18 protein-coding genes are annotated in these 22979 nt (G+C 72.9%); 8 read left to right on the top strand and 10 right to left on the bottom strand.

What is annotated here, in order from left to right; translation table 11 throughout:
- Nucleotides 1–166: 166 nt before the first annotated feature.
- The 5 genes from K4S16_RS20065 to K4S16_RS20045 all read right to left on the bottom strand — a co-directional run bounded on the left by K4S16_RS20065 (nt 167) and on the right by K4S16_RS20045 (nt 6807).
- A complete protein-coding gene (locus K4S16_RS20065) occupies nt 167–814 on the bottom strand; it encodes a tol-pal system YbgF family protein (RefSeq protein WP_235036933.1) in 648 nt (215 codons plus the stop codon).
- Between the two features lie 86 nt (nt 815–900).
- Nucleotides 901–2244 carry an NYN domain-containing protein gene (locus tag K4S16_RS20060; RefSeq protein WP_149260506.1) on the bottom strand — a complete coding sequence of 448 codons (1344 nt, stop codon included), beginning with the start codon at nt 2242–2244 and terminating at the stop codon, nt 901–903.
- Nucleotides 2245–2526: 282 nt separating this feature from the next.
- The gene (locus K4S16_RS20055; RefSeq protein ID WP_149260505.1) at nt 2527–3900 is read right to left on the bottom strand and encodes a sigma-70 family RNA polymerase sigma factor; all 1374 of its coding nucleotides are present in this window, start codon (nt 3898–3900) and stop codon (nt 2527–2529) included.
- Between the two features lie 185 nt (nt 3901–4085).
- Nucleotides 4086–5711: an alkaline phosphatase D family protein gene (locus K4S16_RS20050; protein WP_149260504.1), complete on the bottom strand. Its 1626-nt coding sequence runs from the start codon at nt 5709–5711 to the stop codon at nt 4086–4088.
- Nucleotides 5712–5817: 106 nt separating this feature from the next.
- Nucleotides 5818–6807 (bottom strand): NAD-dependent epimerase/dehydratase family protein, encoded by a 990-nt coding sequence (locus tag K4S16_RS20045; RefSeq protein ID WP_149260503.1) that lies wholly within the window; start codon nt 6805–6807, stop codon nt 5818–5820.
- Between the two features lie 161 nt (nt 6808–6968).
- Here K4S16_RS20045 and K4S16_RS20040 point away from each other — a divergent pair, with 161 nt between their 5' ends.
- The 7 genes from K4S16_RS20040 to K4S16_RS20010 all read left to right on the top strand — a co-directional run bounded on the left by K4S16_RS20040 (nt 6969) and on the right by K4S16_RS20010 (nt 12180).
- Nucleotides 6969–8366 (top strand): MFS transporter, encoded by a 1398-nt coding sequence (locus tag K4S16_RS20040; protein ID WP_149260502.1) that lies wholly within the window; start codon nt 6969–6971, stop codon nt 8364–8366.
- A 14-nt stretch (nt 8367–8380) separates the two neighbouring features.
- Nucleotides 8381–8731 carry a YciI family protein gene (locus tag K4S16_RS20035; RefSeq protein ID WP_149260501.1) on the top strand — a complete coding sequence of 117 codons (351 nt, stop codon included), beginning with the start codon at nt 8381–8383 and terminating at the stop codon, nt 8729–8731.
- Nucleotides 8710–9954: an RNA polymerase sigma factor gene (locus K4S16_RS20030; protein WP_235036932.1), complete on the top strand. Its 1245-nt coding sequence runs from the start codon at nt 8710–8712 to the stop codon at nt 9952–9954. Before K4S16_RS20035 ends, K4S16_RS20030 begins: the two co-directional genes overlap by 22 nt.
- A 162-nt stretch (nt 9955–10116) precedes the next feature.
- Nucleotides 10117–10536, top strand: coding sequence for a hypothetical protein (locus K4S16_RS20025; protein WP_235036931.1), 420 nt, complete (start codon nt 10117–10119; stop codon nt 10534–10536).
- A gap of 64 nt (nt 10537–10600) precedes the next feature.
- The gene (locus K4S16_RS20020; protein WP_149260500.1) at nt 10601–11284 is read left to right on the top strand and encodes a hypothetical protein; all 684 of its coding nucleotides are present in this window, start codon (nt 10601–10603) and stop codon (nt 11282–11284) included.
- A 46-nt stretch (nt 11285–11330) separates the two neighbouring features.
- Nucleotides 11331–11786 (top strand): roadblock/LC7 domain-containing protein, encoded by a 456-nt coding sequence (locus K4S16_RS20015; RefSeq protein ID WP_149260499.1) that lies wholly within the window; start codon nt 11331–11333, stop codon nt 11784–11786.
- Nucleotides 11787–11808: 22 nt separating this feature from the next.
- Nucleotides 11809–12180, top strand: a complete 372-nt coding sequence (locus K4S16_RS20010; RefSeq protein ID WP_149260498.1) for a hypothetical protein — start codon at nt 11809–11811, stop codon at nt 12178–12180.
- A gap of 88 nt (nt 12181–12268) precedes the next feature.
- Here the strand turns inward: K4S16_RS20010 and clpB are convergent, their stop codons facing one another.
- The 5 genes from clpB to dnaK all read right to left on the bottom strand — a co-directional run bounded on the left by clpB (nt 12269) and on the right by dnaK (nt 19234).
- Nucleotides 12269–14866 (bottom strand): ATP-dependent chaperone ClpB, encoded by a 2598-nt coding sequence (gene clpB / locus K4S16_RS20005; RefSeq protein ID WP_149260497.1) that lies wholly within the window; start codon nt 14864–14866, stop codon nt 12269–12271.
- A 149-nt stretch (nt 14867–15015) separates the two neighbouring features.
- Nucleotides 15016–15462: a heat shock protein transcriptional repressor HspR gene (locus K4S16_RS20000; RefSeq protein ID WP_149260496.1), complete on the bottom strand. Its 447-nt coding sequence runs from the start codon at nt 15460–15462 to the stop codon at nt 15016–15018.
- 5 nt (nt 15463–15467) lie between these two features.
- On the bottom strand, nt 15468–16637 hold the full coding sequence (gene dnaJ / locus K4S16_RS19995; protein WP_149260495.1) for a molecular chaperone DnaJ: 1170 nt from the start codon (nt 16635–16637) through the stop codon (nt 15468–15470).
- Between the two features lie 84 nt (nt 16638–16721).
- The gene (grpE, locus tag K4S16_RS19990) at nt 16722–17375 is read right to left on the bottom strand and encodes a nucleotide exchange factor GrpE (RefSeq protein ID WP_149260494.1); all 654 of its coding nucleotides are present in this window, start codon (nt 17373–17375) and stop codon (nt 16722–16724) included.
- Nucleotides 17369–19234, bottom strand: coding sequence for a molecular chaperone DnaK (gene dnaK / locus K4S16_RS19985; protein ID WP_149260493.1), 1866 nt, complete (start codon nt 19232–19234; stop codon nt 17369–17371). The genes grpE and dnaK overlap by 7 nt, the downstream gene beginning before the upstream one ends.
- Nucleotides 19235–19608: 374 nt before the next feature.
- Here dnaK and K4S16_RS19980 point away from each other — a divergent pair, with 374 nt between their 5' ends.
- The gene (locus K4S16_RS19980; protein WP_149260492.1) at nt 19609–22968 is read left to right on the top strand and encodes a S8 family serine peptidase; all 3360 of its coding nucleotides are present in this window, start codon (nt 19609–19611) and stop codon (nt 22966–22968) included.
- The last annotated feature ends 11 nt before the right edge of the window (nt 22969–22979 follow it).

Below are 22979 nucleotides of genomic sequence, written 5' to 3'. Positions count from 1 at the left end.
GGCAGGTGCGTGGAGCGAGTGCAGCGAGCGCAACGCGCATGCCCGCCGACGCGGGCGACCGCAGCGACGCCGCACACGCCGTCACGGGCACAAGAGCCGCAACGGCGGCGTGAGGATCGCCCGCGTCGCAACGGGGGGTTCCAGGGGGGTCGCTCCCCCTGGGTAACTAAGAGTTCTTTAGGAGGTCGTCCAACAGTGCGTCGTAGTCGTCTTCGCTGCGGCCCAGGTCTATGCGGGCGCGGTAGCGGAGGCGGAGGAGGGCTTCCAGGCTGTCCTCGGCCAGGGCTACGTCGTCCAGGCCCGGGGTGAGGGTGTCGGCTTCCGGGGACGGGCCCTCGTCGGGGCCGCCGCCTATGCCGGTGCCTACCGCGCGGTCGCGGAGGGCTAGGACGACGTCGGCGCCGCTGGTGGCCCATTCGTGGGCGCCGGTCGCGTCGCCCTGGGCGTAGAGCACCTCGGCCACGGCGCGGTACACCTCGGGGTCGCGCGGCTTGTCGTCGCGGATCTGCTCGACGAGGGCGCGGGCCTCGTCGGCCTGGCCGAGTTCGAAGAGCGCGTCGGCGAGGTAGGCGCGCGCGTCGCCGTAGGTCTCGCCGCCGTCCTCCATGGCCCGGCGGTACAGCTCGGCCGCCCTGGCGTGGTCGCCGGCGTGCTGCCACTGCTCGCCCGCGCGCAGGAGGACGTTGGCGCGGGACACTCCGCCGGACACCGACTCGGCCAACTCGGCCAGCCGGCGGGCCGCCGAGATGTGATCGCCGGTGCGCAGGGTGTCGAACTCCAGATCGTCGAGATCGTCTTCCGTCACATGCGTCACGGTTCAACGCTACCCGGCACCGCCCGGCCGAAGCGGGCGAATCGATGATGATCGTGGAATACCGGTGCTAATGAGGGGACGTCAGGTCACCTGCGTGAACGTTCGAGCGCGTCCCAGAAGCCCCGGCGCAGGGCGTGGCGCACCTCGTCGTGCAGGAGGAAGTCGATGGGCAGGGAGGAGCCCTGCAGCAGCCTGGCCTCCAGGTCGGAGGGCATGCGCGGCTTGCGGGCGAGGACGGCCTCCAGCCACAGGGCGGGGGCGTCCCGGGCGACGGACTCGCCGAAGTCCTGGCCCTCCTGGTGGGCGGCCTTGACGGCATCCGAGAGCGTGGGCGTCTGCTGTGCCGGGACGGGCATCTGCTGAGGGCCGGTGTAGGGGCCGTGCTGCTGGCCGCCGGACTGCATCGTCTGCGGCTGGAGGGTCTGCGGGGGCGGCGGAGGGGACGGCGCCGGGACAGGGGAGGAGGTGTACTGCGGGCCGAGGCTCGGCGGCGGGGCGGAGGGGGCCGGAGCCGGGGCCTGCGTCGAGGACGGCCCGGCCGCCGGGGCCGGGGCGGGCTGCGAAGGGAGCGGCTGCCCGCCGGAGCTGTAGGGCGATCCGCCGTACCCGCCGCCCGAGCCGCCCGGCAGCGGCATGGGGCCGGTCCCGGTGCCCGAGCCGCCGGTCGCCGCGGATCCGCCGCCGAACCCGCCGGTCATGGCAGGGCCGAGGTCGCGGACGGGCGGGGCCGGGGTGGAGGCCGGGGGCGGGGGCGGGACGCTCAGCGGGGACGCGGGGGGCGGCCCGTTGTTCGAGGTGGTCTGGAGCGGGCCGAGCGAGCTCGCGTGCCCGTTCGTCGCGCCGTGCCCGTTGGACAGCGGGCTCGTCCCGAGCGAGGAGGAGCCGCTGTCCGCGCCGGCGAGCAGGTTCACGTAGGGGCGCAGGTGGCCGGAGCCGATCTCGATGAGGTCGTCGCACTCCTGGCGCAGCACCCGGGAGATCGTCCAGTTGCCGTCGACGGCGACGTGCACGATCGTCACGCGGACGCCGAGGTCCTGGGCGTCGGCGACGACCTGCGCGAGGTCCTCGTCGCCGCTCACCACGACGGCGTCGGCCAGCGCGGAGTTGCGGGCCAGGGCCATCAGGTCGCGGTGGATCTCGGCGTCGACGCCCTCGCGGCGGCCGGGGCGGATCCGGCCGAGCCGCAGCTTGAGGCCGGGCAGGTCTGCCAGCGCGTCGTGCTCGGGGGTGCGGCGCCCCTCGACCGTCGCCTCGTACCAGTAGCAGCGCAGCAGCGGCATGCCGGTGCGCTCCCTGGCGAGGTTGCCGAGCAGCTGCAGGAGGCCGCCGAAATCCCATGAGACGGTCTCGCGATGGCGCGTGCCGTGTACCGCCATGGCACCGTCAGCCAGCAGGTAGCCGGCGTCCACGAACAGCGCGCAGCGATCCATGCGGCACCGTCCTTCCTCAACACGGGAGTTCACAGCGTGCCCACTTCGGCGTAAGCGACCCCGGGCGCTTATAGCGTAGTGAAGCCCGTCTGCCCGGTAGGCCGTTACGGCGATTCGCCACTCTTTCATGGCAAGCCGCCGGTTGGCGACTCCCCGGTAACAAGGAATCGGGAGCCGCGGCGGACGCTACCAGCCCTTTAGGCTCCGTCCGGCCCTTCCGGAGGATCTTTACGGGAAGAATCAGGTCGCGGGTTCAGTCCGGACGTGCCCGCGACCCCCGCTTCATCTCCTCGTGGCGGGCGCGGCCGGGCGCGGTGCCGTAGGCGCGGTGCGGTGCCATATGAAGCGGGCCTGGCCGCATGGCGTGTCGACGCCGAGGCGGACGCGTACCTCGGCGGACAGCAGCGGCACCCGCAGTTCGATGTCGACCAGCAGGCCTCCCGGGGGTGCGGTCGGAGGAACGGGCGAAGTCGGGCGGGGCGTGGAGGGCTTCTGCGCGGGTGGTGCGGCGTGCGGCGGGCCGGTATGCGGTCGTGGCTTCGGCGCGGGGCGGGACGGCCGGCCGCGGGGAGTGTCCGCCATCGGACGGACGAACGCGGGACGCTTCGCGTGCGGTCTGGTGACCGGCGGCTTCGAGGCGTGCGGTTTGGAGGCGTGCGGTTTGGAGGCGGGCGGCCTGGGAGCGGGTGGGACGGCCGGCTCGGCGACGGCGGGCGGCGGTCCGTCCGGGACGGGCGCCGCCTGCTCGTCCGACGCGAGCGTCAGGCCCAGCGCCACCGCCCCGGCGAGGACCGCCACGGCCGCGGCGATCATCTGCCGGCGCCGGGGCAGGTCGCGCAGCCACAGGAGGAGGCCGCCTCTGGACGCCAGGTAGGCGGCGCTCGCCGAGCCGAGGATGAGCGGGCCGATGATGTCGCGCAGGGCCGTGTTCACCTGCGCCAGCTCCCCGTGCAGGCCCTTGCAGCGCTTGCAGCGGTCGAGATGCCGCTTGACCCTGCGGGAGTCGCGGTAGGGGAGCGCGTCCCGCACGTAGGCGCCGAGCTTGGCCAGGACGGGACGGCACGCGTCGTCGGCTTCGAGGTCTTCCAGATGCATCTGCAGGTAGGCCTGCCGCAGCCCTTCGCGGGCCCGGTAGGCGAGGGCGGCGGCGCCGTTCGCGGTCAGGCCGAGGATCGGGGCGACGTCGGCCGGCCTCCCGTCCTCGACCTCGGTGTACCAGAGGACGGTCTGCCAGCGGTCGGGCAGCGAGAGGAACGCGCGCGCGATCAGCGAACGCTCCAGCTCCTCGACCGCCGGGTCGTCGAAGGGCTCCTCGACGTCGTACGCCTCGATGTCGCCGGTGCGGTGGAGGCGCTGGTCGGCGCGCTGCCGGTCGTAGACCGTCCTCCGCACCACCGTGAGCAGGTAGGGCCGAAACCCGGAATCGGGCCCGCCCCCGCGCTTCAGGACGGCGAGGACCTTCGTGAAGGCCTCCTGGACGGCGTCCTCGGCGGCGTCGCGCTCGGTCAGCTGCCCCGCGAGCCTGCGCGCGGCCGGCAGGTGCCGTTCGTACAGGATGCCGAAGGCGGCGTCCTCGCCCTGGCGGACCCGGTAGATGAGCACGGCGTCGCCGGCCTCGGCGCCGCCGGGCCCCGTCGCGTCGTCCCCTCGCTCCATGCTTGCTCATTGTGACTGATTGACCACTTGTTGTCGCTCAATTTGGTCGCACATGTATCGGCGGGTCGCGTCATAGCCGAGGCGCCGCGCCGTTGGAGGTGTGTGGAAGGCGTCAGGGGCGGGCCGTTCCACGCGGGCGGGTGCGTTCGCTCTGTCGAGGGGGCGGAGCGAACGCACCCCGTGCGTCACGTGATGCCGGCGCGCCCCATCTCGGACAGCGTGCCGGTGTCCCCCGGCGTCTCCCAGCGCACGCGGCAGTCGCGTCCGGACAGCTCGACGGTGGCGATGGCGTTGTCGAACCAGGGGCCGTTCGTCATCCGCCACCGGATCGGCGGGACGGGGACCTTCGCCATCTTCGCCAGTGCGCGGAACGGTCCCCCGGCGGTCCGGGAGTAGGCGAGGCGGTTCGCCCACCGGAACTTGCCCTCCAGCGGGTTGCGCAGGGGAGAGCAGACGACCTGGCTGATCTTCGACTGCGTGGCGGGCTTGGTGATCCGCGCCAGGTAGGAGTAGTGGATGTCGCCGGACAGGAACGAGATGCTCGCCGGCGCCGGGCCGCGTTCCCCGCGCCCGACGGCGACCACGTCGGCGGCGACGGCGCGGAACGACCGCTCGAACGCGGCCCAGTGCTCCAGGTCGGCGGCCTGGCGGACCTTCTCGCCGAGCGCCGCGACCCGCTTCCCCCACGCCCCGCCCGCGACGGCCTCGTTCCACGACTCGGCGTGGTGGATCGCCATGGGCAGCAGATAGGGGAGCGAGCTGGCGATGAGCAGGTGGTCCATGCCGCCCTGGCACTGGCCGTCCAGCCAGTCGAACTCGTCGTCGTCGAGCATGCCGCGCCGGTCGGCCGTGAGCAGTCGGGAGCAGCGGCTGTCGACGACGATCAGGCGCGTGCCGCCCCAGTCGTGGGCGTAGCTCCAGCGCGTGCTGTCGGGGCGCTTGTCGGCCTTCTCGGCGAACTCGTCCAGGACGGCGCCCGCGTCGCCGGTCTCGTCCGAGGCCGCCCGGACGGCCGCGAGGACGGGGTCGGACGCCCGGTCCTGCGGCGCCATGTTCCCGAGGTGCTGGTAGATCCAGTACGACCCGATGCCGCCCGTGATGCGGGCCTTCCACCAGGGCTGCGACCACATCTCCTGGCGCCAGGTGTACGAGGTGTTCCAGTCGTCCCGGATGTCGTGGTCGTCGAAGATCGTGAAGGTGGGGACGGTGGACAGCAGCCACCGCACGGCCGGGTCGTCGTGCCAGGCGAGCTTGTAGAGCTGCGTGTAGTCCTCGAAGTCGGCGACCTCGCCGTCCGGGGGCGAGCCCGGGGCGCGGCGGCCGCTGATGAACTCGCGCATCTGCGGGGTCAGCTCGTCGGCGTACACCTGGTCGCCGACCATGAGCAGGACGTCCGGCCAGGCGACGTCGTCCCCGCCCGTGCGGAGCCTGTCCGCGAACGCGGTGAGGGCGTCGTGCCCGTACTCCTCCACGGTGCCGGGGGAGCGGCGGCAGGAGCCGAAGGAGATGCGCAGCTCGCCGTGCTCGCGCAGCGTCCTGATGAGGGACGGGGGAAGCCCGCCGCCTCCCTCGGGCCAGACGGTCTCGCCGTCCGCCACCACCTCGTACGGGATCCGGGCCCCCGGCGCGAGCCCGTCGATCTCGACGACGGCGTAGTGGTGGCCGTGCGCCGTGAACGTGCGGGCGGACGCGTCCACCCCCTGCTCCCGGTTGACGACCCTGACCTCGCACGGACGGTCGGTCTCCACCCAGATCGTCGCGGTGTGGTGACTCACGTGCCGGAGGTGGGGGCCGAGTACCAAAGCGGTCATAGAACGCCTCTCTAGCGGACGGGCGCCCATGTGTCCACAGCCCGGCCCTGAGACAAGCCGCGCACGACGCCGGGCCGCGAGGGACGATCTCGCGCAGGGGTACGGGTCAGCGCGATCCCAGGACCTCGTTCTCCTTCTCGGGATCCAGGCCGAGCACTGGACGGTCGGGGCGCTGCGGGGCCGTGCCGCCTATCGACCGGAGCCACTCCCAGGTGTCCGCGACCGTCTCCCGGACGGGCCGGCAACGCAACCCTGCCGAAAGGGCCTTGGTGACGTTGCCTTTGTGGAGGGTGTCGTAGTCCTCCCCAGGCGGAAGCCAGACGGGGAGGTCCATCCACGGCCGGATGCCCGCCTCCAGGATCGTTTCGGGGGCCGTCCAGACGAGGTTCGCGTCCGAGCCCGTCACGTCGACGCAGGCTTGGAGCAACTCGTCCATCGTCGTGTGGCCGGGCGGGCTGACCAGGTCGTAGGGCCCGCCGAGCCCTTGTTCGACGGCATTGAGCGTCCATATGGCGAGGTCCCTGACGTCGATGTACTGCAAGCCGGCGTCGCGGGGGCCGGGAGCCAGGACGTCGCCGCCGCGCGCCATGCGCGTGAGCCACCAGGGCAGCCGCCCGATGTTCTCGTAGGGGCCGAGGATGAGACCCGCCCGCACCAGGAGCGCGTCGTCCCCGAACGCGTCGAGCGCCGCGAGTTCCCCGCCGCGCTTCAACGCCGCGTAGTCCTCGACATCGCCGTCGTCCGGGGAGCCGTCCACCACCTCGGCTTCTTCGCCGAGCCCGGCCGGCTCAGGGAACCGGTACACCGAGCGGCTGGAGATGTAGACGTACCGTGCGACCCGGCCGGCGAGCAGGCGCGCGGTGTCGCGGACGGCGAGCGGCGCCCCGGACCAGGTGTCGACGACGGCGTCCCACTCCCCGTCCTCCAAGGCCTTGAGGCCGCCCTCGGCCGTGCGGTCGCCGTGCAGCGACGCGACCCCTTGGGGCGGCTCGTGGCGCCCTCTGTGGAAGACCGTGACATCCCAGCCGCGGCCGAGTGCCTCTTCGGTGACGGCCCGTCCGACGAACTCCGTCCCGCCCAGCATCAGAAGCCTCATGGGGAGCACTCTGCCTTCTGTACGTTCTGTACGGAACGGCTGCACGCTCACAGCGTAAAGAGCCGCCGTTCGGTCTTCCTCGCGAAATCTCCTCCAGGGTGTCGAAATCGGCCGGTGCCGAGTGTCGACAGGGGGAGAGGCAATCCGGCGGAGGGGGAGACATGGATGGGAACACGCGCCGGTGGGCGGCGCTCGGGCTGCTGTGCGCGGCGAACTTCATGGTGATCCTCGACTCGCAGATCGTGCTGCTGGCGCTGCCGTCGGTCGAGCGCGACCTCGGGTTCACCGGCGGCGGGGCGCAGTGGGTGCTGAGCGCCTACCTGCTCGGGTTCGGGGGCCTGCTGCTGCTCGGCGGCCGGATGGCCGACCTGGCCGGACGGCGCTGGACCTTCCTCGCCGGGACGGGCCTGTTCCTCGCGGCGTCGCTGCTGTGCGGATCCGCCTGGAGCGGCGGGGTGCTGATCGGCGCCCGCGTGGCGCAGGGGGTGTCGGCGGCGCTGATGGCGCCGAGCGCGCTGTCGATCGTGACGGCGGCGTTCGCGGAGGGGCCGGAGCGGAACCGGGCGATCGCCGTGTGGGCGGGCGTGGGCGGGTTCGGCGCGACGGCGGCGCTGCTGGCCGGCGGCCCGCTCACCGGCGGGCCGGGCTGGCGGTCGATCTTCTTCCTGAACGTGCCGGTCGCGCTGGTGCTGCTCGCTCTCGGGCCGTCGCTGCTCGACGAGAGCCGCAGCGGGACGCGCCGCGCCTACGATCCGGTGGGCGCGCTGACCGTGACGCTGGCGGCGTCGGCCGCGGTGCACGGGGTCGTCCGGATTCCCGAGAAGGGCTGGGCGAGCGCGTGGACGGCCGGGTCGTTCGCGGTCGCGGTCGCCGCCGGGCTGGCGTTCGTGCTCGCCGAATCGCGGTCGGCGGCGCCCCTCATCCCGCTGCGCACGTTCCGGTCGCGCCGCCTCACCGGCGGGAACGCGGTCGCGCTGGCGGCCGCGATGACGGTGTTCGGGACGTCGCTCGCGCTGTCGCTGTACGCGCAGGGCGTCCTCGGCTACTCGCCGCTCGTGTTCGGTTTCGCCACGGCGGTGCTGCCGGTGGCGGCGGTCGCCGGGTCGTTCACCGCGCAGGCGGCACTCCGGCGGGTCACCGTTCGGGCGGTCGCGCCGGCCGGGCTGGCGTTCATGGCCGCGGGCTGCCTCGCACTGGCACGCGTGCCGGCGGGCGGCTATGCGAGCGTCCTGCTGCCCGGGCTGGTGCTGCTCGGGTTCGGGCTCGGAGCGTCCGGGGTCGCCGGGTCGGTCGCCGCCCTCGCCGGGGCCACCGAGGGCGACGCGGGCCTGGCGTCCGGGATCAACACGGCCGCGTTCCAGTTCGGCGGCGCGTTCGGTGTGGCGGTCGCGTCCACCGCCGTCCTGTCCTGGGCGGACGTCGCCGAGCCCGCCGCCGGGTTCCGCGCGGCCTTCGCCGCCTCGGCCGGGATCGCCCTCGCGGGGGCCGTGGTCGCGGTCGCGCTGCTCAAGACGCCGGCCCGGCGACGAGTTCCGGAGCCGGTGAAGGTCACAACCTGATACGAGGAGGAACCATGCGGTACCTGATGATGATCTGCGGAGTCGAGAAGGACGAGCTGTCCCCGGACGAGCTGACGGCGATGATCGCCGACACGGAGGCCTGGGTGAAGGAGATGGAGGGCCGCGGCGTCCGGAAGCTCGGCGACCGGCTGCGCCCCACCGACACCGCGACGACCGTCCGCGTGCGCGACGGCGAGACGCTGCTGTCGGACGGTCCGTTCACCGAGACCAAGGAGCAGATCCTCGGCTTCGACCTGATCGACTGCGCCGACCTGGAGGAGGCCGTCGAGATCGCCTCCAAGCACCCGTCGGCGCGGTACGGGTCGATCGAGGTGCGGCCGCTGTGGCCGTTCGGGGAGGACTGACGGAGGCCGGAGACGCGGTCGCGGCGGCCTTCCGCGATGAGTGGGGCCGGGTCGTCGCGACCCTCATCCGCATGACGGGCGACTGGGACCTCGCCGAGGAGTGCGCCCAGGAGGCGTTCGCGCGCGCCCTCGAACGCTGGCCGCGGGACGGGGTGCCGCGCCGGCCGGGCGCGTGGCTGACCACGACGGCCCGCAACCACGCGCTGAACCGGATCCGGCGCGGCGCCACGGAGGACGCGAAGCTCAGGGAGCTGGGGGCGACGGCGGGCGCGGAGGAGCCGACCGAGGCGGGCGGCCTGCCCGACGACCGGCTCCGGCTGATCTACACCTGCTGCCATCCGGCGCTGCCGGTCGAGGCCCGGGTGGCGCTCACGCTGCGCACCGTCCTCGGCCTGACCACGGGGGAGATCGCGCGGGCGTTCCTGGTCGCCGAGCCCGCGATGGCGCAGCGGCTCGTCCGGGCCAAGCGGAAGATCCGCCAGGCGGGCATCCCGTACCGGGTGCCGCCCGCGCACCTGCTGCCCGAGCGCACCGCGTCCGTCCTCGGCGTGGTGTACCTGCTGTTCAACGAGGGCTACGCGGCGAGCGGGGGCGCGGACCCGGTGCGCGCCGGCCTCTGCGCGGAGGCGATCCGCCTCGCCCGGCTCCTGCACGGCCTCGCGCCCGGGGACCCGGAGGTCGCCGGGCTCCTCGCGCTCCTGCTGCTCCAGCACTCCCGGCACGCCACCCGGACGGACGGGTCGGGCGACCTGGTCGCGCTGGAGGACCAGGACCGGCGTCGCTGGGACCACGCGGCGATCGCCGAGGGCGCCGCGCTCGTCGACGGGGCGCTGCGCCGCGGTGAACCGGGCCCGTACCAGGTGCAGGCGGCCATCGCCGCGTGCCACGCCACCGCACGCACGGCGGCCGAGACCGACTGGCCGCAGATCGCCGCCCTGTACGGACGGCTCGAAGCGATGAGCCCGGGGCCGGTCGTCCGGCTCAACCGCGCCGTCGCGGTGGCGATGGCGGACGGCCCCTCGGCGGGTCTGGCCCTGGTCGACCGCATCGAGGGCCTGGACGGCTATCACCTGCTCCACGCCACGCGGGCGGACCTCCTGCGCCGCCTCGGCCGTCCGGACGAGGCCGCCGCGGCCTACCGGGAGGCCCTCGCGCTGGCCCGCACCGAGGCCGACCGCCGCTACCTGGCCCGCCGCCTCGCCGAGGTCCGGCGCGCGGACTGACGGTTGCGGACGACCCCGAACCGGCGGCGGGGAGGGAGCCGATTCCGGGCGCGGCGCCTCACACGAGCCTGACCGGTGGTCATACCGGGCGGTATTTATACCCCATTCTTGGCCGTCGCGGGAAATTTACTGATTAGTGTTGCTGGCGGCAATGTTCTGGCTATGGTCGAGTCCTTGCAACTCTCATTCGGTGGGGAAATGGGCTTGGGCATTGACGGCTGCCTCGCGTCGATGATGACCATTCCGGGGGCGCGGCGGGTCACGCTCGTCGACTGCGCCAGCGGGCTCGCCGTGGCGGCGGCCGGCCGGGAGGACGTCGTCGACCAGCACGAGGACGCGGCCGGGGCGACCGACGTGGTGCGGGCGGTGCTGGCGTCGCCGGCGCTCAGCGCCACCGCGGCGGGAGACGACGTCGAGGAGATCATCGTTTGCGGTACGGGTGGATATCACTTATTGGCCCTCGCGGGCGCCAATCTCGACGGGCATCTATTCGTCCATTTGCTGCTCGATCGGGAAAGGGGAAACATCGCGCTGGCCCGGCTGCGCATGCGCGACCTCCTCGGCGAGATCACGGGCGGATGACATGGCGCACGTGGGCGGCGTGGCGCACACGAATGACCGGGCGCACGCGAATGACCGGGCGCACGTGAGCGCGGGACGGGTCGGCGGAGCACTGGCGGCCCTGGAGCGGGAGAAGGCCACCGGCGTGCTGCGGGTGGGCGGTGACGGAGCGTTCCACGTCGAACGCGGGGCCGTCACCCGCGCGGAGAGCCGGCACGCGCCGGAACCCGCCGCCCGGCCGGACGGCCCCGACCCGGAGCTGCCGGCGCTGCTCGCGACGTTCGACGCCGCCTGCCTCCTGCTCGCCTCGGAGGCCGAGCCGGTGTTCACCGAGGGGCCGCCGAGCGGCGGCTCCAGGCGGATCACCGTGGCGACGCTGGTCCACGAGCGGCGCCGCCGCCGCGCCGTCCTCGACGCCGCCTGGCCCGACGCGGGCGTGGACACCGCGCCGGTCGTGCCGGTCCGGCGCGTCGGCCGGCAGCGCGTCATCCTGACCGGCGTCCAGGCGGAGATCCTGATCAACGCCGACGGCCTGCGCACCCCGGGGGAACTGGCGCGCGACCTCGGGCGGACGGTGTTCGGCTGCCTGCTCGCCGTGCGCGGCCTCGCCGCCGCGTCGCTGGTGCGGACCGGCCCGCCGGACGGAACGCCCGCCCGGCCGGCCGGAGCGGCCGCCCCGCCGATCCGCGAGGAGATCCCCGCCGACTGGGCGCCGGCGGACCACGACCTGCTCGTCCGGCTCCACGCGGCGCTGGTGGAGCTCCGCTGACCGTGCTGGGGACCGAGTGGCTCACTTGATCGAAAGGCTGACGAAGGTGGCGAAACGAGCGGGGGCGGTCACGGCGGGCACGACGGCCGCGGCGGCCCGCGCGGCCGAGCAGGCGGCGCGGGCGACCGAACAGGCGGTGGTGGCCGAACTGAGGGCGCTGCGGGCCCGCGTCCCGCAGCTCAACGGGGGCCTGGTCGCCTCGGTGGACGGGCTGCTCATCGCGCACGACCTGCCCGACTCCGTCGAACCCTCCGGCATGGCGGCCGTGACGGCGACGGGCCTGTCCCTCGCGCACCGGATCGCGGAGACCGCCCACGGCGGGGCCTTCCACGAGGTCGTGATCCGCGGCGTGGACGGCTACGTGGTCAGCTACGCCGCCGGCCCCACCGCGTCCCTCACCGTCCTCGCGGACCCGGACGTCAACGTGGGGCGCCTCCACCTGGAGTCGCGCCCCGCCGCCCGAGCCATCGCCGCCCACCTCACGGGCACGCGCCGCTCATGACAACGAACGAAAGGGGAGCACCATGTCCAACCTCGACCTCGCCCTCAAGGACATGATGTCGATCGACGGGGCCATCGGCGTCGCCGTCGTCGACTACAACAGCGGGATGGCGCTCGGCCACCTCGGCAGTTCCAAGGCCCTCGACCTCCAGGTCGCGGCCGCCGGGAACACCGAGGTGGTGCGCGCCAAGCTCCGCACGATGGACCAGCTCGGCATCCAGGAGGAGATCGAGGACATCCTGATCAGCATCTCCAGCCAGTACCACGTCATCCGGCCGGTCACGGGCCGCAAGGGCAAGGGCCTCTTCCTCTACATGGCCCTCGACCGGAACCGCGGCAACCTGGCCCTGGCCCGCCACCGCCTCCGCGACATCGAGGAGAACCTGGAGATCTGACCCGCCGTTCCGCCGCCCACACCCCACGCCGGCGGAACGGCCCGCGAAGGCGGCCCCGGGGCCTCGTCCCGGGGCCGCCCCCTCTCCGCTAATTCGTCAGCGTCAGCCCGCCGGACGGCTTGACGGTCAGGCTGTCGGCGGCCTCGTCGAGGTCGACGACCACCTCGTCGCCGTCGCGGACCTCCCCGGACAGCAGCTCGCGGGCGAGCTGGTCGCCGATCGCCGTCTGCACGAGGCGGCGCAGCGGGCGCGCCCCGTACAGCGGGTCGTAGCCGGTCAGCGCCAGCCACTCGCGGGCCGCGGGCGTGACCCGCAGCGAGAGCTGCCGGTCGGCGAGGCGGCCGGCCAGCCGGTCCACCTGGAGGTCGACGATGCGGGTCAGCTCGTCGGTCGACAGCGCGTCGAACAGGATCACATCGTCCAGGCGGTTGAGGAACTCCGGCTTGAACGAGTTCCGGACGGCGTTCCACACCGCCTCCCGCTTGGCCCCGTTCTCCAGCGTCGGGTCGACCAGGAACTGCGACCCGATGTTGGAGGTCAGGATCAGGATCGTGTTGCGGAAGTCGACCGTGCGGCCCTGGCCGTCGGTGAGGCGGCCGTCGTCCAGCACCTGCAGGAGGATGTCGAAGACCTCGGGGTGCGCCTTCTCCACCTCGTCCAGCAGGACCGCCGAGTAGGGGCGGCGCCGGACGGCCTCGGTGAGCTGGCCGCCCTCCTCGTAGCCGACGTATCCGGGCGGCGCGCCGACCAGGCGGGCGACGCTGTGCTTCTCGGAGTACTCGCTCATGTCGATGCGGGTCATCGCCCGCTCGTCGTCGAACAGGAACTCCGCGAGCGCCTTCGCCAGCTCGGTCTTGCCGACGCCCGTCGGGCCGAGGAACAGGAACGAGCCGGTCGGGCGGTCCGGGTCGGAGATGCCCGCGCGGGCGCGGCGCACCGCGTCCGACACCGTGCGGACCGCGGCCTCCTGGCCGATCAGCCGCCTGCCGAGCTCGTCCTCCATGCGCAGCAGCTTGGCGGTCTCGCCCTCCAGCAGCCGGCCCGCCGGGATGCCCGTCCAGGACGCGACCACGTCGGCGACGTCGTCCGGGCCGACCTCCTCCTTGACCATCGTGTCGCGGTTCTCGGTCGCCTCGGCCTCCTCCTCCAGCTGCTTCTCCAGCGCCGGGATCTCGCCGTAGACGAGCCGCGAGGACGTCTCCAGGTCGCCGTCGCGCTCGGCCCGCTCCGCCTCGCCGCGCAGCTGGTCGATCCGCTCCTTGATCTCGCCGACCCGGTTCAGCTCGGCCTTCTCCCGCTCCCAGCGGGCGTTCAGGCCGCTCAGCTGCTCCTGCCTGTCGGCGAGGTCGGCGCGGAGCCGTTCGAGGCGCTGCCGGGACGCCTCGTCGGTCTCCTTCTCCAGGTTCATCTGCTCCATCTTCAGCCGGTCGACGGCGCGCTGCAGCTCGTCGATCTCGACCGGCCGGGAGTCGATCTCCATGCGCAGCCGGGACGCGGCCTCGTCCACCAGGTCGATCGCCTTGTCCGGCAGGTACCGGGAGGTGATGTAGCGGTCGGACAGCGTCGCCGCCGCCACCATCGCCGAGTCGTTGATCTGCACCTTGTGGTGCGCCTCGTACCGGCCCTTCAGCCCGCGCAGGATCGCGATCGTGTCCTCGACGGACGGCTCGCCGACGAACACCTGCTGGAACCGGCGCTCCAGGGCCGCGTCCTTCTCGATCCGCTCCCGGTACTCGTCCAGCGTCGTCGCGCCGATCATCCGCAGCTCGCCGCGGGCCAGCATCGGCTTCAGCATGTTGCCGGCGTCCATCGCGCCCTCGGCCGCGCCCGCCCCGACGACGGTGTGCAGCTCGTCGATGAACGTGACGACCTGCCCCTCGCTCTCCTTGATCTCGTTCAGGACGGCCTTGAGCCGCTCCTCGAACTCGCCGCGGTACTTCGCGCCCGCGACCATCGCGCCGAGGTCGAGCGAGATGAGGCTCTTGCCGCGCAGCGACTCGGGGACGTCGCCCGCGATGATCCGCTGCGCCAGCCCCTCGACCACGGCCGTCTTGCCGACGCCGGGCTCGCCGATCAGCACCGGGTTGTTCTTCGTCCGGCGCGACAGCACCTGGATCACCCGGCGGATCTCCGAGTCGCGGCCGATCACCGGGTCGAGCCGGCCGTCGCGGGCCGCCGCCGTCAGGTCGACGCCGTACTTCTCCAGCGACTGGTAGGTGCCCTCGGGGTTCTCGCTGGTGACGCGGGCGTGCCCGCGCACCTTCTCGAACGCGTCCAGCAGCGCCTGCGGCGTCGCGCCGAACTCCTTCAGCAGGCCCGCCGCCGGGCCGCCGTCGGCCGCCAGCCCGACGAGCAGGTGCTCGGTCGAGACGTACTCGTCCTCCAGCTGCTGCGCGCGGTTGGCCGCCGTGTTGACCGACCGCTGGAGCTGGCCGGACAGCCGCGGCGTCGCCACCGTCGACCCCTGCGCCTTCGGCATCGCCGCGAGCTGCTCCTCCGCCCGCCCGCGGATCACCTGCCAGTCGGCGCCGACCGCCTCCAGCAGCGGCACGGCCGTCCCGTCCGGCAGCCCGATCAGCGCCACCAGCAGGTGCTGCGGCTCGACCTCGGGATGCCCCTCGGCCGCCGCCCTGCGGACGGCGATCGACAGCGCCTCCTGGCTCTTCTGCGTCAGCTTGTAGTCCATCGCCCCACCCCGTAAGCCGTGTTCCTTCTGGGGGGCAACCCCCAGACCCCCGACAACTGCTCTGTCCTTCTGGGGGGCAACCCCCAGACCCCCGACAACTGCTCTGTCCTTCTGGGGGACAACCCCCAGACCCCCGACAACTGCCTTATTCAGTCCGAGTTGCGCTCGTGCCAGACCACGACGCTCGTCCGCCTGATGGGCACGAGGTCGGCGCCGGGAGTGCCGCTCGGTTCCCCGTGCCGCCGCTGCTGCGCCAGCCGCGCCGCGACCGCACGGGTCGATTCGAGTTCGTTCGCGAGCTCCTCCAGCGCGGCGTGCGCCTTGGCGAGCTCCTCGCGGAGCCGGGCGTTGTCGCGCTGCAGCTCCAGGATGTGCTTGATGCCGGACAGGTTGATGCCCTCCTCCTGGGAGAGCCGCTGGATCTCGCGGAGCATCACGATGTCCCGCATGGAGTAGCGGCGTCCCCGGCCCGCCGTACGGCCGGGGGACACCAGGCCCATCCGGTCGTAGGTGCGCAGCGTCTGCGGGTGCAGCCCGGACAGCTGCGCCGCCACGGAGATCACGTAGACCGGAGTGTCGTCGCCGAAGGGATCCATGAAGATCACTCCTGTCTGGCCTGCTGGAGGAGGTCGGCGCGCAGGTCGTCGCCCGCGCCCGCCGTCCGGAGCTTGGCGAGCGCCTCGCGCGACTGCTCGTCGAGCTTCTGCGGGACGTGCACGTCGACGGTGACGAGCAGGTCGCCCTTCGTGCCGTCGCGCCGCGGTGCGCCGCGCCCCTTCACGCGGAACTTGCGGCCGTTCGGCGTGCCCTCGGGCAGCTTCAGCGTGACGGGCTGCCCCTGGAAGGTCGGCACCCTGATCTCGCCGCCGAGCGCCGCCTCGGGGAAGGTCACCGGGACGGTCAGCGTCAGGTTGTCGCCGCTGCGGCCGAACACCTTGTGCGGCAGCACCTTGATGTTCACGTACAGGTCGCCGGCCGGGCCGCCGTTCTCGCCGGGCGCGCCCTTGCCCTTCAGCCGGATCTTCTGCCCGTCCGCCACGCCCGCCGGGATGCGGGCCTGGATGGTCCGGGTGCCGGTTGCGCGGCCGCTGCCGTGGCAGGTCGGGCACGGGTCGTCGACGACGAGTCCCCGGCCGCGGCACTCCTTGCACGGCTCCTGGAAGCCGAAGTTGCCGAGGTTGCGGGTCTCGTGCCCGGTGCCCTCGCAGTTCGGGCACACCCGCGGCACGGTGCCGGCCTTGGCCCCCGTCCCGCGGCAGCTGTTGCAGGCCGCCTCGCTGGTCAGTTTGATCGGGACGGTGACGCCGTTCATCGCGCGGCCGAACGACAGGGTCACCTCGGTCTCGACGTCCGCGCCGCGCCGCGCGCGCCGCGTCCCCGCCGTGCGGGCGCCGCCGCCGGCGCGCCCGCCGAACAGGCCGCCGAACAGGTCGCCGATGCGCTCCCCGGCGCCGCCCGTCTGCGTCCCGCCCGACTGGCCGAAGATGTCGCCGAGGTCGAACGGGAAGCCGCCGCCCTGCTGGCCGCGGAAGCCGCCCGGCATCGAGCGCACCGCGTCGTACTCCTTGCGGCGCTTCTCGTCGGACAGCACGTCGTAGGCCTCCGAGACCTCCTTGAAGCGGTCCTCGGCCTCGGTGTCGCCCTTGTTGGCGTCCGGGTGGTACTTGCGCGCCAGCTTCCGGTAGGACTTCTTGATCTCCTCCTGGGAGGCCGTCTTCGCGACACCGAGGACCTTGTAGTAGTCCTTCTCCAGGTAGTCCTTGGTGCTCACGGCGCCCCGCCTTCTGCTATCGCCACTTGCCACATGTCTTCAGGCCCCTGCGGGGCCCGCCCGTCCGGGCGGGCCCCCTGAGGATCATTCGCCCGGTTCGTCGTTCGATTCGCCCGGCTCGCCGCCGGGCTCGTCGGCTCCGGAGTCCGGAGCGGGGTCGGCCACCGCCACGCGGGCGGGCCGCAGGACCCGCTCGCCGATCCGGTACCCGGGCTGGAGGACGTCGGTGACGCTCGTCTCGGTCACCTCGGTCGAGTGCGAGTGCATCAGCGCCTCGTGCACGACCGGGTCGAAGGGCTCGCCCTTCTCCCCGAACCGCTCCAGGCCGAGCTTGCCGGTGACCGCCTCCAGGCTCTCCGCGACGGACTTGAACCCGCCGGTGAGCTCCTCGTGGTCACGGGCGCGGCCGATGTCGTCCAGCACCGGGAGCAGCTCGGACAGCACCTGCCCGAGGGCCTGCTCGCGGACCGCGACCCGGTCGCGCTCGACGCGCTTGCGGTAGTTGTCGTACTCCGCCTTCAGGCGCTGGAGGTCGGCGAGCCGTTCCGCCAGTTGCGTCTTCAGAGAGGAGACCTCCTCATCGGTGGCCTTGGCGCCCCCGTCCGCCGGGGCCTCCGGGGCCGGCGAGGACTCCCCCGCCCGCTCCCGGACCTCCCCCGTCTCGGGATCGATGCGCCGCTTGTCGCGGATCACCGGGCCCTCCTTCTCCTCGCCCTCGTTGGGAGAGGACGTCACGATGCATCACCCTTCGGCTTGTCCTCGTCCACAATCTCGGCGTCGACGACCTCGTCGTCCTGCGGCTCGCCGCCCTGGGCGCCGGCCGTCGGCCCGTGGTCCTCGGCGCCGGCCTGGGCGCCCTCGGGGTTCTGCGCGTACATGGCGGCGCCCATCTTCTGGCTCACCTGCGCGAGCTTCTCGGCGCTGCCCTTGATCGCCTCGACGTCGGTGCCCTCCAGGGCCTTCTTGACCTCGGCGACCGCGTCGCCCACCTCGGTCTTCAGCTCCGCGGGGACCTTCTCGTCGTTCTCCCGCAGGAACTTCTCGGTCGAGTACGCGAGGGTGTCGGCCTGGTTGCGGACCTCGGCCTCCTCCTTGCGCTTGCGGTCCTCCTCGGCGTACTGCTCGGCGTCGCGCATCATCTTCTCGATGTCGTCCTTGGGCAGCGCGCTGCCGCCCGTGATGACCATCGACTGCTCGCGGCCGGTGCCCTGGTCCTTCGCGCTGACGTTCACGATGCCGTTGGCGTCGATGTCGAAGGTGACCTCGATCTGCGGGACGCCGCGCGGCGCCGGCGGCAGACCGGTGAGCTGGAAGGTGCCGAGCTTCTTGTTGTACGCGGCGATCTCGCGCTCGCCCTGGTAGACCTGGATCTCCACGGACGGCTGGTTGTCGTCGGCGGTGGTGAACGTCTCCGACCGCTTGGTCGGGATCGTGGTGTTCCGCTCGATGATCTTGGTGAAGATGCCGCCCTTGGTCTCGATGCCGAGGCTCAGCGGGGTCACGTCCAGCAGCAGGACGTCCTTGACCTCGCCCTTGAGCACGCCGGCCTGGAGGCTGGCGCCGATCGCGACGACCTCGTCCGGGTTGACGCCCTTGTTCGGCTCCTTGCCGCCGGTCAGCTCCTTGACCAGCTCGGAGACCGCGGGCATCCGGGTGGAGCCGCCGACCAGCACGACCTGGTCGATCTTGTCGACGGTGATGTTCGCGTCCTTCAGCACCGACTGGAACGGCGCCTTGGTGCGCTCGAGCAGGTCGGCGGTCATCCGCTGGAACTCGCCCCGGGTGAGCTTCTCGTCGAGGTGCAGCGGGCCCTCGGAGGACGCCGTGATGTAGGGCAGGTTGATCTGCGTCTCGGACGAGCTGGACAGCTCGATCTTGGCCTTCTCCGCGGCCTCGCGGAGCCGCTGCAGCGCCATCTTGTCCTTGGACAGGTCGACGCCGTTGGCGTTCTTGAACCGCTCGACCAGCCAGTCGACGACCTTGTTGTCCCAGTCGTCGCCGCCGAGGTGGTTGTCACCGCTGGTGGCCTTCACCTCGACCACGCCGTCGCCGACCTCCAGCAGGGACACGTCGAACGTGCCGCCGCCGAGGTCGAAGACCAGGATGGTGGCCTCGTTCTCCTTCTCCAGGTGGTAGGCGAGGGCCGCCGAGGTCGGCTCGTTGATGATGCGCAGGACGTTCAGGCCCGCGATCTGGCCGGCCTCCTTGGTGGCCTGCCGCTGGTGGTCGGAGAAGTAGGCGGGGACGGTGATGACCGCGTCGGTGACCGTCTCGCCCAGGTAGGACTCGGCGTCCCGCTTCAGCTTCTGCAGCACGAACGCGCTGACCTGCTGCGGGTTGAAGTCCTTGTCGTCGATCTTGGTCTTCCAGTCGGTGCCCATCTCGCGCTTGACCGACCGGATCGTTCGGTCGACGTTGGTCACCGCCTGGCGCTTGGCGACCTCGCCGACCAGGACCTCGCCGTTCTTGGCGAAGGCGACGACGGACGGCGTGGTCCGCGACCCCTCCGCGTTCGCGATGACGGTGGGCTCGCCGCCCTCCAGGATCGCGACGACCGAGTTGGTCGTCCCGAGGTCGATGCCGACCGCACGTGCCATGTTTCTCGTCCTCCGTCGTATCCGGTGATATCGCAGCCCCGGTCGCCCCCGAGGCGCGGCCGGTTGAGTCTTCTGTCCGCAAGGTTGCCCGGCATCCTCGTTCCTGTCAAATGACTTGAGTCGGCCGGACTCAACTTTGCTGACGACCTCTACAACAGGACGAGTGAGCGGCCTATTCCGGTTCCCGCCGCCGGTTCGCCGAGGAGAAGTTCGCCCGGCCGGAGGAGGGACCGCGGCGCCCTCGTCCTCCACGAGAAGGAGCGAGGGGTGGCCGCGCCGCCCGGCGCTCGGGGCTCCGCCGTGAAGTCGATCAGTCGCTTCGGCTGATCAATGGAGACCGTCCGTTCCGGGACGGCCATGGCAGAGGAGACTCGATGACGCACAGACGCCGGAGCCGGGCCCTGCTCGGCATCCTGCTCGCGGCCGGGACGCTGGCCGCGGTCCCCCCGCCCGCCCACGCCGCGCCGCCGGCGGGCGGCCTGGACCCCGGCGGCTCATGGAAGGTGACCTTGCTCACCGGGGACGTGGTCGCCGTCCGGACGATCAAGGGCAGGCCCCCGCTGGTGTCGGTGACGCCGGCGCCCGGCCGGGAGGAGCACTCCTTCCGCAAGGAGGTCCGCCCGGACGGGCACGTCGTCGTCACCCCGGTCGACGTCGCCGGGCTGGTCGGCCGGGTGATCGACCCCGAGCTGTTCGACGTCACCGCGCTGATCGCGCAGGGCTACGACGACGCCCGCAGCGGCGACCTGCCGCTGATCGTGCAGCGGTCCGCGGGGACGAGCCCCCGCAAGGCGCTCGGTGGGACGCTCAGCACGACGCGGGAGCTCCCGAGCATCGGCGCCACCGCCGTCCGGCAGCCCAAGGGCGACGCGCCGCGGCTCGGCGGCGCGCTGGCCGGGATGCCGTCGGTCAAGGCCACCGGCGGGATCCGGCACATCTGGCTGGACGGCAAGGTCAAGGCGCGCTTCACCACCGCGCCCGGTGCGCTCGCCGCGCCCCGGGCCCCCGCCGCCCACCGGCTGGACTCCAACCTGCGGCAGATCGGCGCGCCCGCGGCCTGGAGCGCCGGGTACACCGGCGAGGGCGCGAAGGTCGCCGTCCTCGACACGGGTGTGGACGCCGGGCACCCCGACCTCAAGGGGCGCATCACCCAGACGAAGAACTTCTCCGAGTCGCCCGACACCGCCGACCGGGTCGGGCACGGCACGCACGTCGCCTCGACCGTCGCCGGAACGGGCGCCGCCTCCCACGGGGAGCGCCGGGGCGTCGCGCCGCAGGCGGACCTGCTGATCGGCAAGGTCCTGGACGACGAGGGCTCCGGCACCGACTCCAGCGTGATCGCCGGGATGGAGTGGGCCGCGCCGCGCGCCGACGTCGTCAACATGAGCCTCGGCGGCGCCCCCACCGACGGCGCCGATCCCCTCTCGCTGGCCCTGAACGACCTCACGAAGCGGCACGGGACGCTGTTCGTCGTCGCGGCGGGCAACGAAGGCCTGGTCGGGTCGGTCGGCACGCCCGGAACGGCCGATGCCGCGCTCACCGTCGGTGCCGTCGACGCCCGCGACCGCCTCGCCGAGTTCTCCAGCCGGGGACCGCGCGGGCACGTCGCGAAGCCGGAGATCGTCGCGCCGGGCGTCGACATCATCGCGGCCCGCGCCGAGGGCACCGCCATGGGCACACCGACCGGAGCGCGCTACACCAAGGCGTCCGGGACGTCGATGGCCACGCCGCATGTCGCCGGCGCCGCCGCGCTGCTCGCCGCGAAGCACCCGGACTGGGGCCCCTCCCGCCTCAAGGCCGCCCTCGTCGGGACGGCCGACCCGGCGACCGGCGGTGACGCCTTCGAGGGCGGGGCCGGACGCCTCGACGCGGGCGAGGCCGCGAAGAGCCCCGTCCTCGCCGCGCAGAGCATCGTCGACCTCGGCACGTCGCGGTTCCCCGAGCACAGGGCGCTGTCCGCGAAGCTCGGCTGGACGTCCCGGGCCCCCCGCCCCGTTCGCATGCGGTTGAGCGTGAAGGTCGTCGACCGTCGCGGGCACGCGGCGAACGGCGCGGCGAGCGTCCCCTCCGGCGTGGACGTCCCGGCGGGCGGCACCGGCCAGGCGGCCCTGACCGTGGACGCGGCCGAGCTCGCCGGCCGTCCCGGCCTGTACACGGCCGTGGTGACGGCGACGGGCGGCGGTGCGACCCTCGAAACGCCCGTCACGTTCTACGTCGAGCCTCCGTCGCACGACCTCACGATCAAGGCCACCCCCTTGCCGGGCACCGACCCGGCGGACTTCTCCGCCTCCGCCACCGTGGTCAACCTGGCCGACATGGCGCTGTTCTCCCAGTGGGTCGACGCCACCGGGACGGCGAAGGTCCGCGTCCCCGACGGCCGCTACGCGGTCCTCGGCAACGTGGACGACACCGGCGACTGGCGTTCGGCGCTGGCCGGAGACCCCGAGGTGGCGGTCGACGGGCCCACGACCGTCACGCTCGACGGCGCCGCCGCCGTCAAGGTCGGCGCGCGCGTGGAAGGCGTCGAGACCCAGCAGTCGATGCTGTCGGCGGACATGGTCCGCGACGCAGGGCAGGGGCTGTGGTGGTTCAGCGCCTACTCCTTCGATCCCGCGAAGGCGCCCGTGTACGCCCAGCGGATGGACGGCGTGGAGACCGGGACGTTCCGCGCGTACACCAACCACCGGCTGAGCGCGCCCGGCACGGTCTACGACGTCCTGCACCCCCTGGGCAACGGAGTCCCCGCCGACCTGACGCACGTCGTCACCCCCGCCGAGGTCAAGCGGATGGCCCGCGTCGACCAGCGGTTCGCCGCGTTCGACGGGGACGCGGGCATCCCCATGGGCGAGAAGCGCTACGGCATCAGCCCGGAGGGCCTGCTGATGTTCGAGGCGAACGGGGACGTCAAGCCCGGAACGTCCCGGACCGACTACGTCTCGACCGGCTCCGGCCTGCTGTGGGGGGACGAGGGGTTCGTCAAGTTCGGTGAGGACTTCTGGGTGGACCAGGGGCCGTTCGGCGAACTGAAGCCGGGCGGGCGGGTCTCCGAGCGCTGGGGCCGCCAGCCGCTGCGCCCCGGCCCGTACTCGGGGACCGGCGTCACGCCCAGCGGCTGCGCCCGCTACCCCGCGGCCCGCACCGGGCAGAGCATGCGCGTCGCGCTCGTCGACCTCCAGACCCGTCCGGACGGCTTCGACTGCGCCATGCACGAGGTGAAGGGGCGCATGGCGCTGTTCGCGGGGGCCAAGAAGATCGGCGAGAGGAACGGGCCGTTCGGCGAGTTCACCGTCCCGGCCGAAGAGGCGGGGTACCGGCTGACGTACGAGAACGACGCGTCGGCCGTCGTCCCGGTGTCGATCCGCACCTCGACGTCCTGGACGTTCCGCTCCGGCGCGCCGGGCGGCCACGAGAGCGCCAACCTGCCGCTCCTCCTCGTCGACTACGACCTGAACCTCGACCTGCGCAACCAGCCGTCCGGGAAGCCCGCCGTGCTCACCGCCGCGCGGATGGCGGGCTCCGGCAAGGCCGCGATCACCGGGCTGCGGTTCTGGACGTCGGTGGACGACGGCGCGACCTGGCAGGAGGCCCGGGTGAAGGCCCTCGGCGGCGGGCGGTTCGGCGCCCCGCTCCCGGCGCCGGTCGAGGGGCAGGCGGTCTCGCTGCGCGTCAGCGCGAAGGACGCGGGCGGCAGCGGCGTCGACCAGCGGGTCATCCGCGCCTACCGCGTCCGGTAGCCGTGTCGTGA

It is taken from the genome of Actinomadura sp. K4S16 (genome assembly GCF_008327685.1).
Classification (GTDB): Bacteria; Actinomycetota; Actinomycetes; order Streptosporangiales; family Streptosporangiaceae; genus Spirillospora.
The sequence above is the reverse complement of the archived record's forward strand: the minus strand, read 5'-3'. Positions and strand labels throughout refer to the sequence as shown.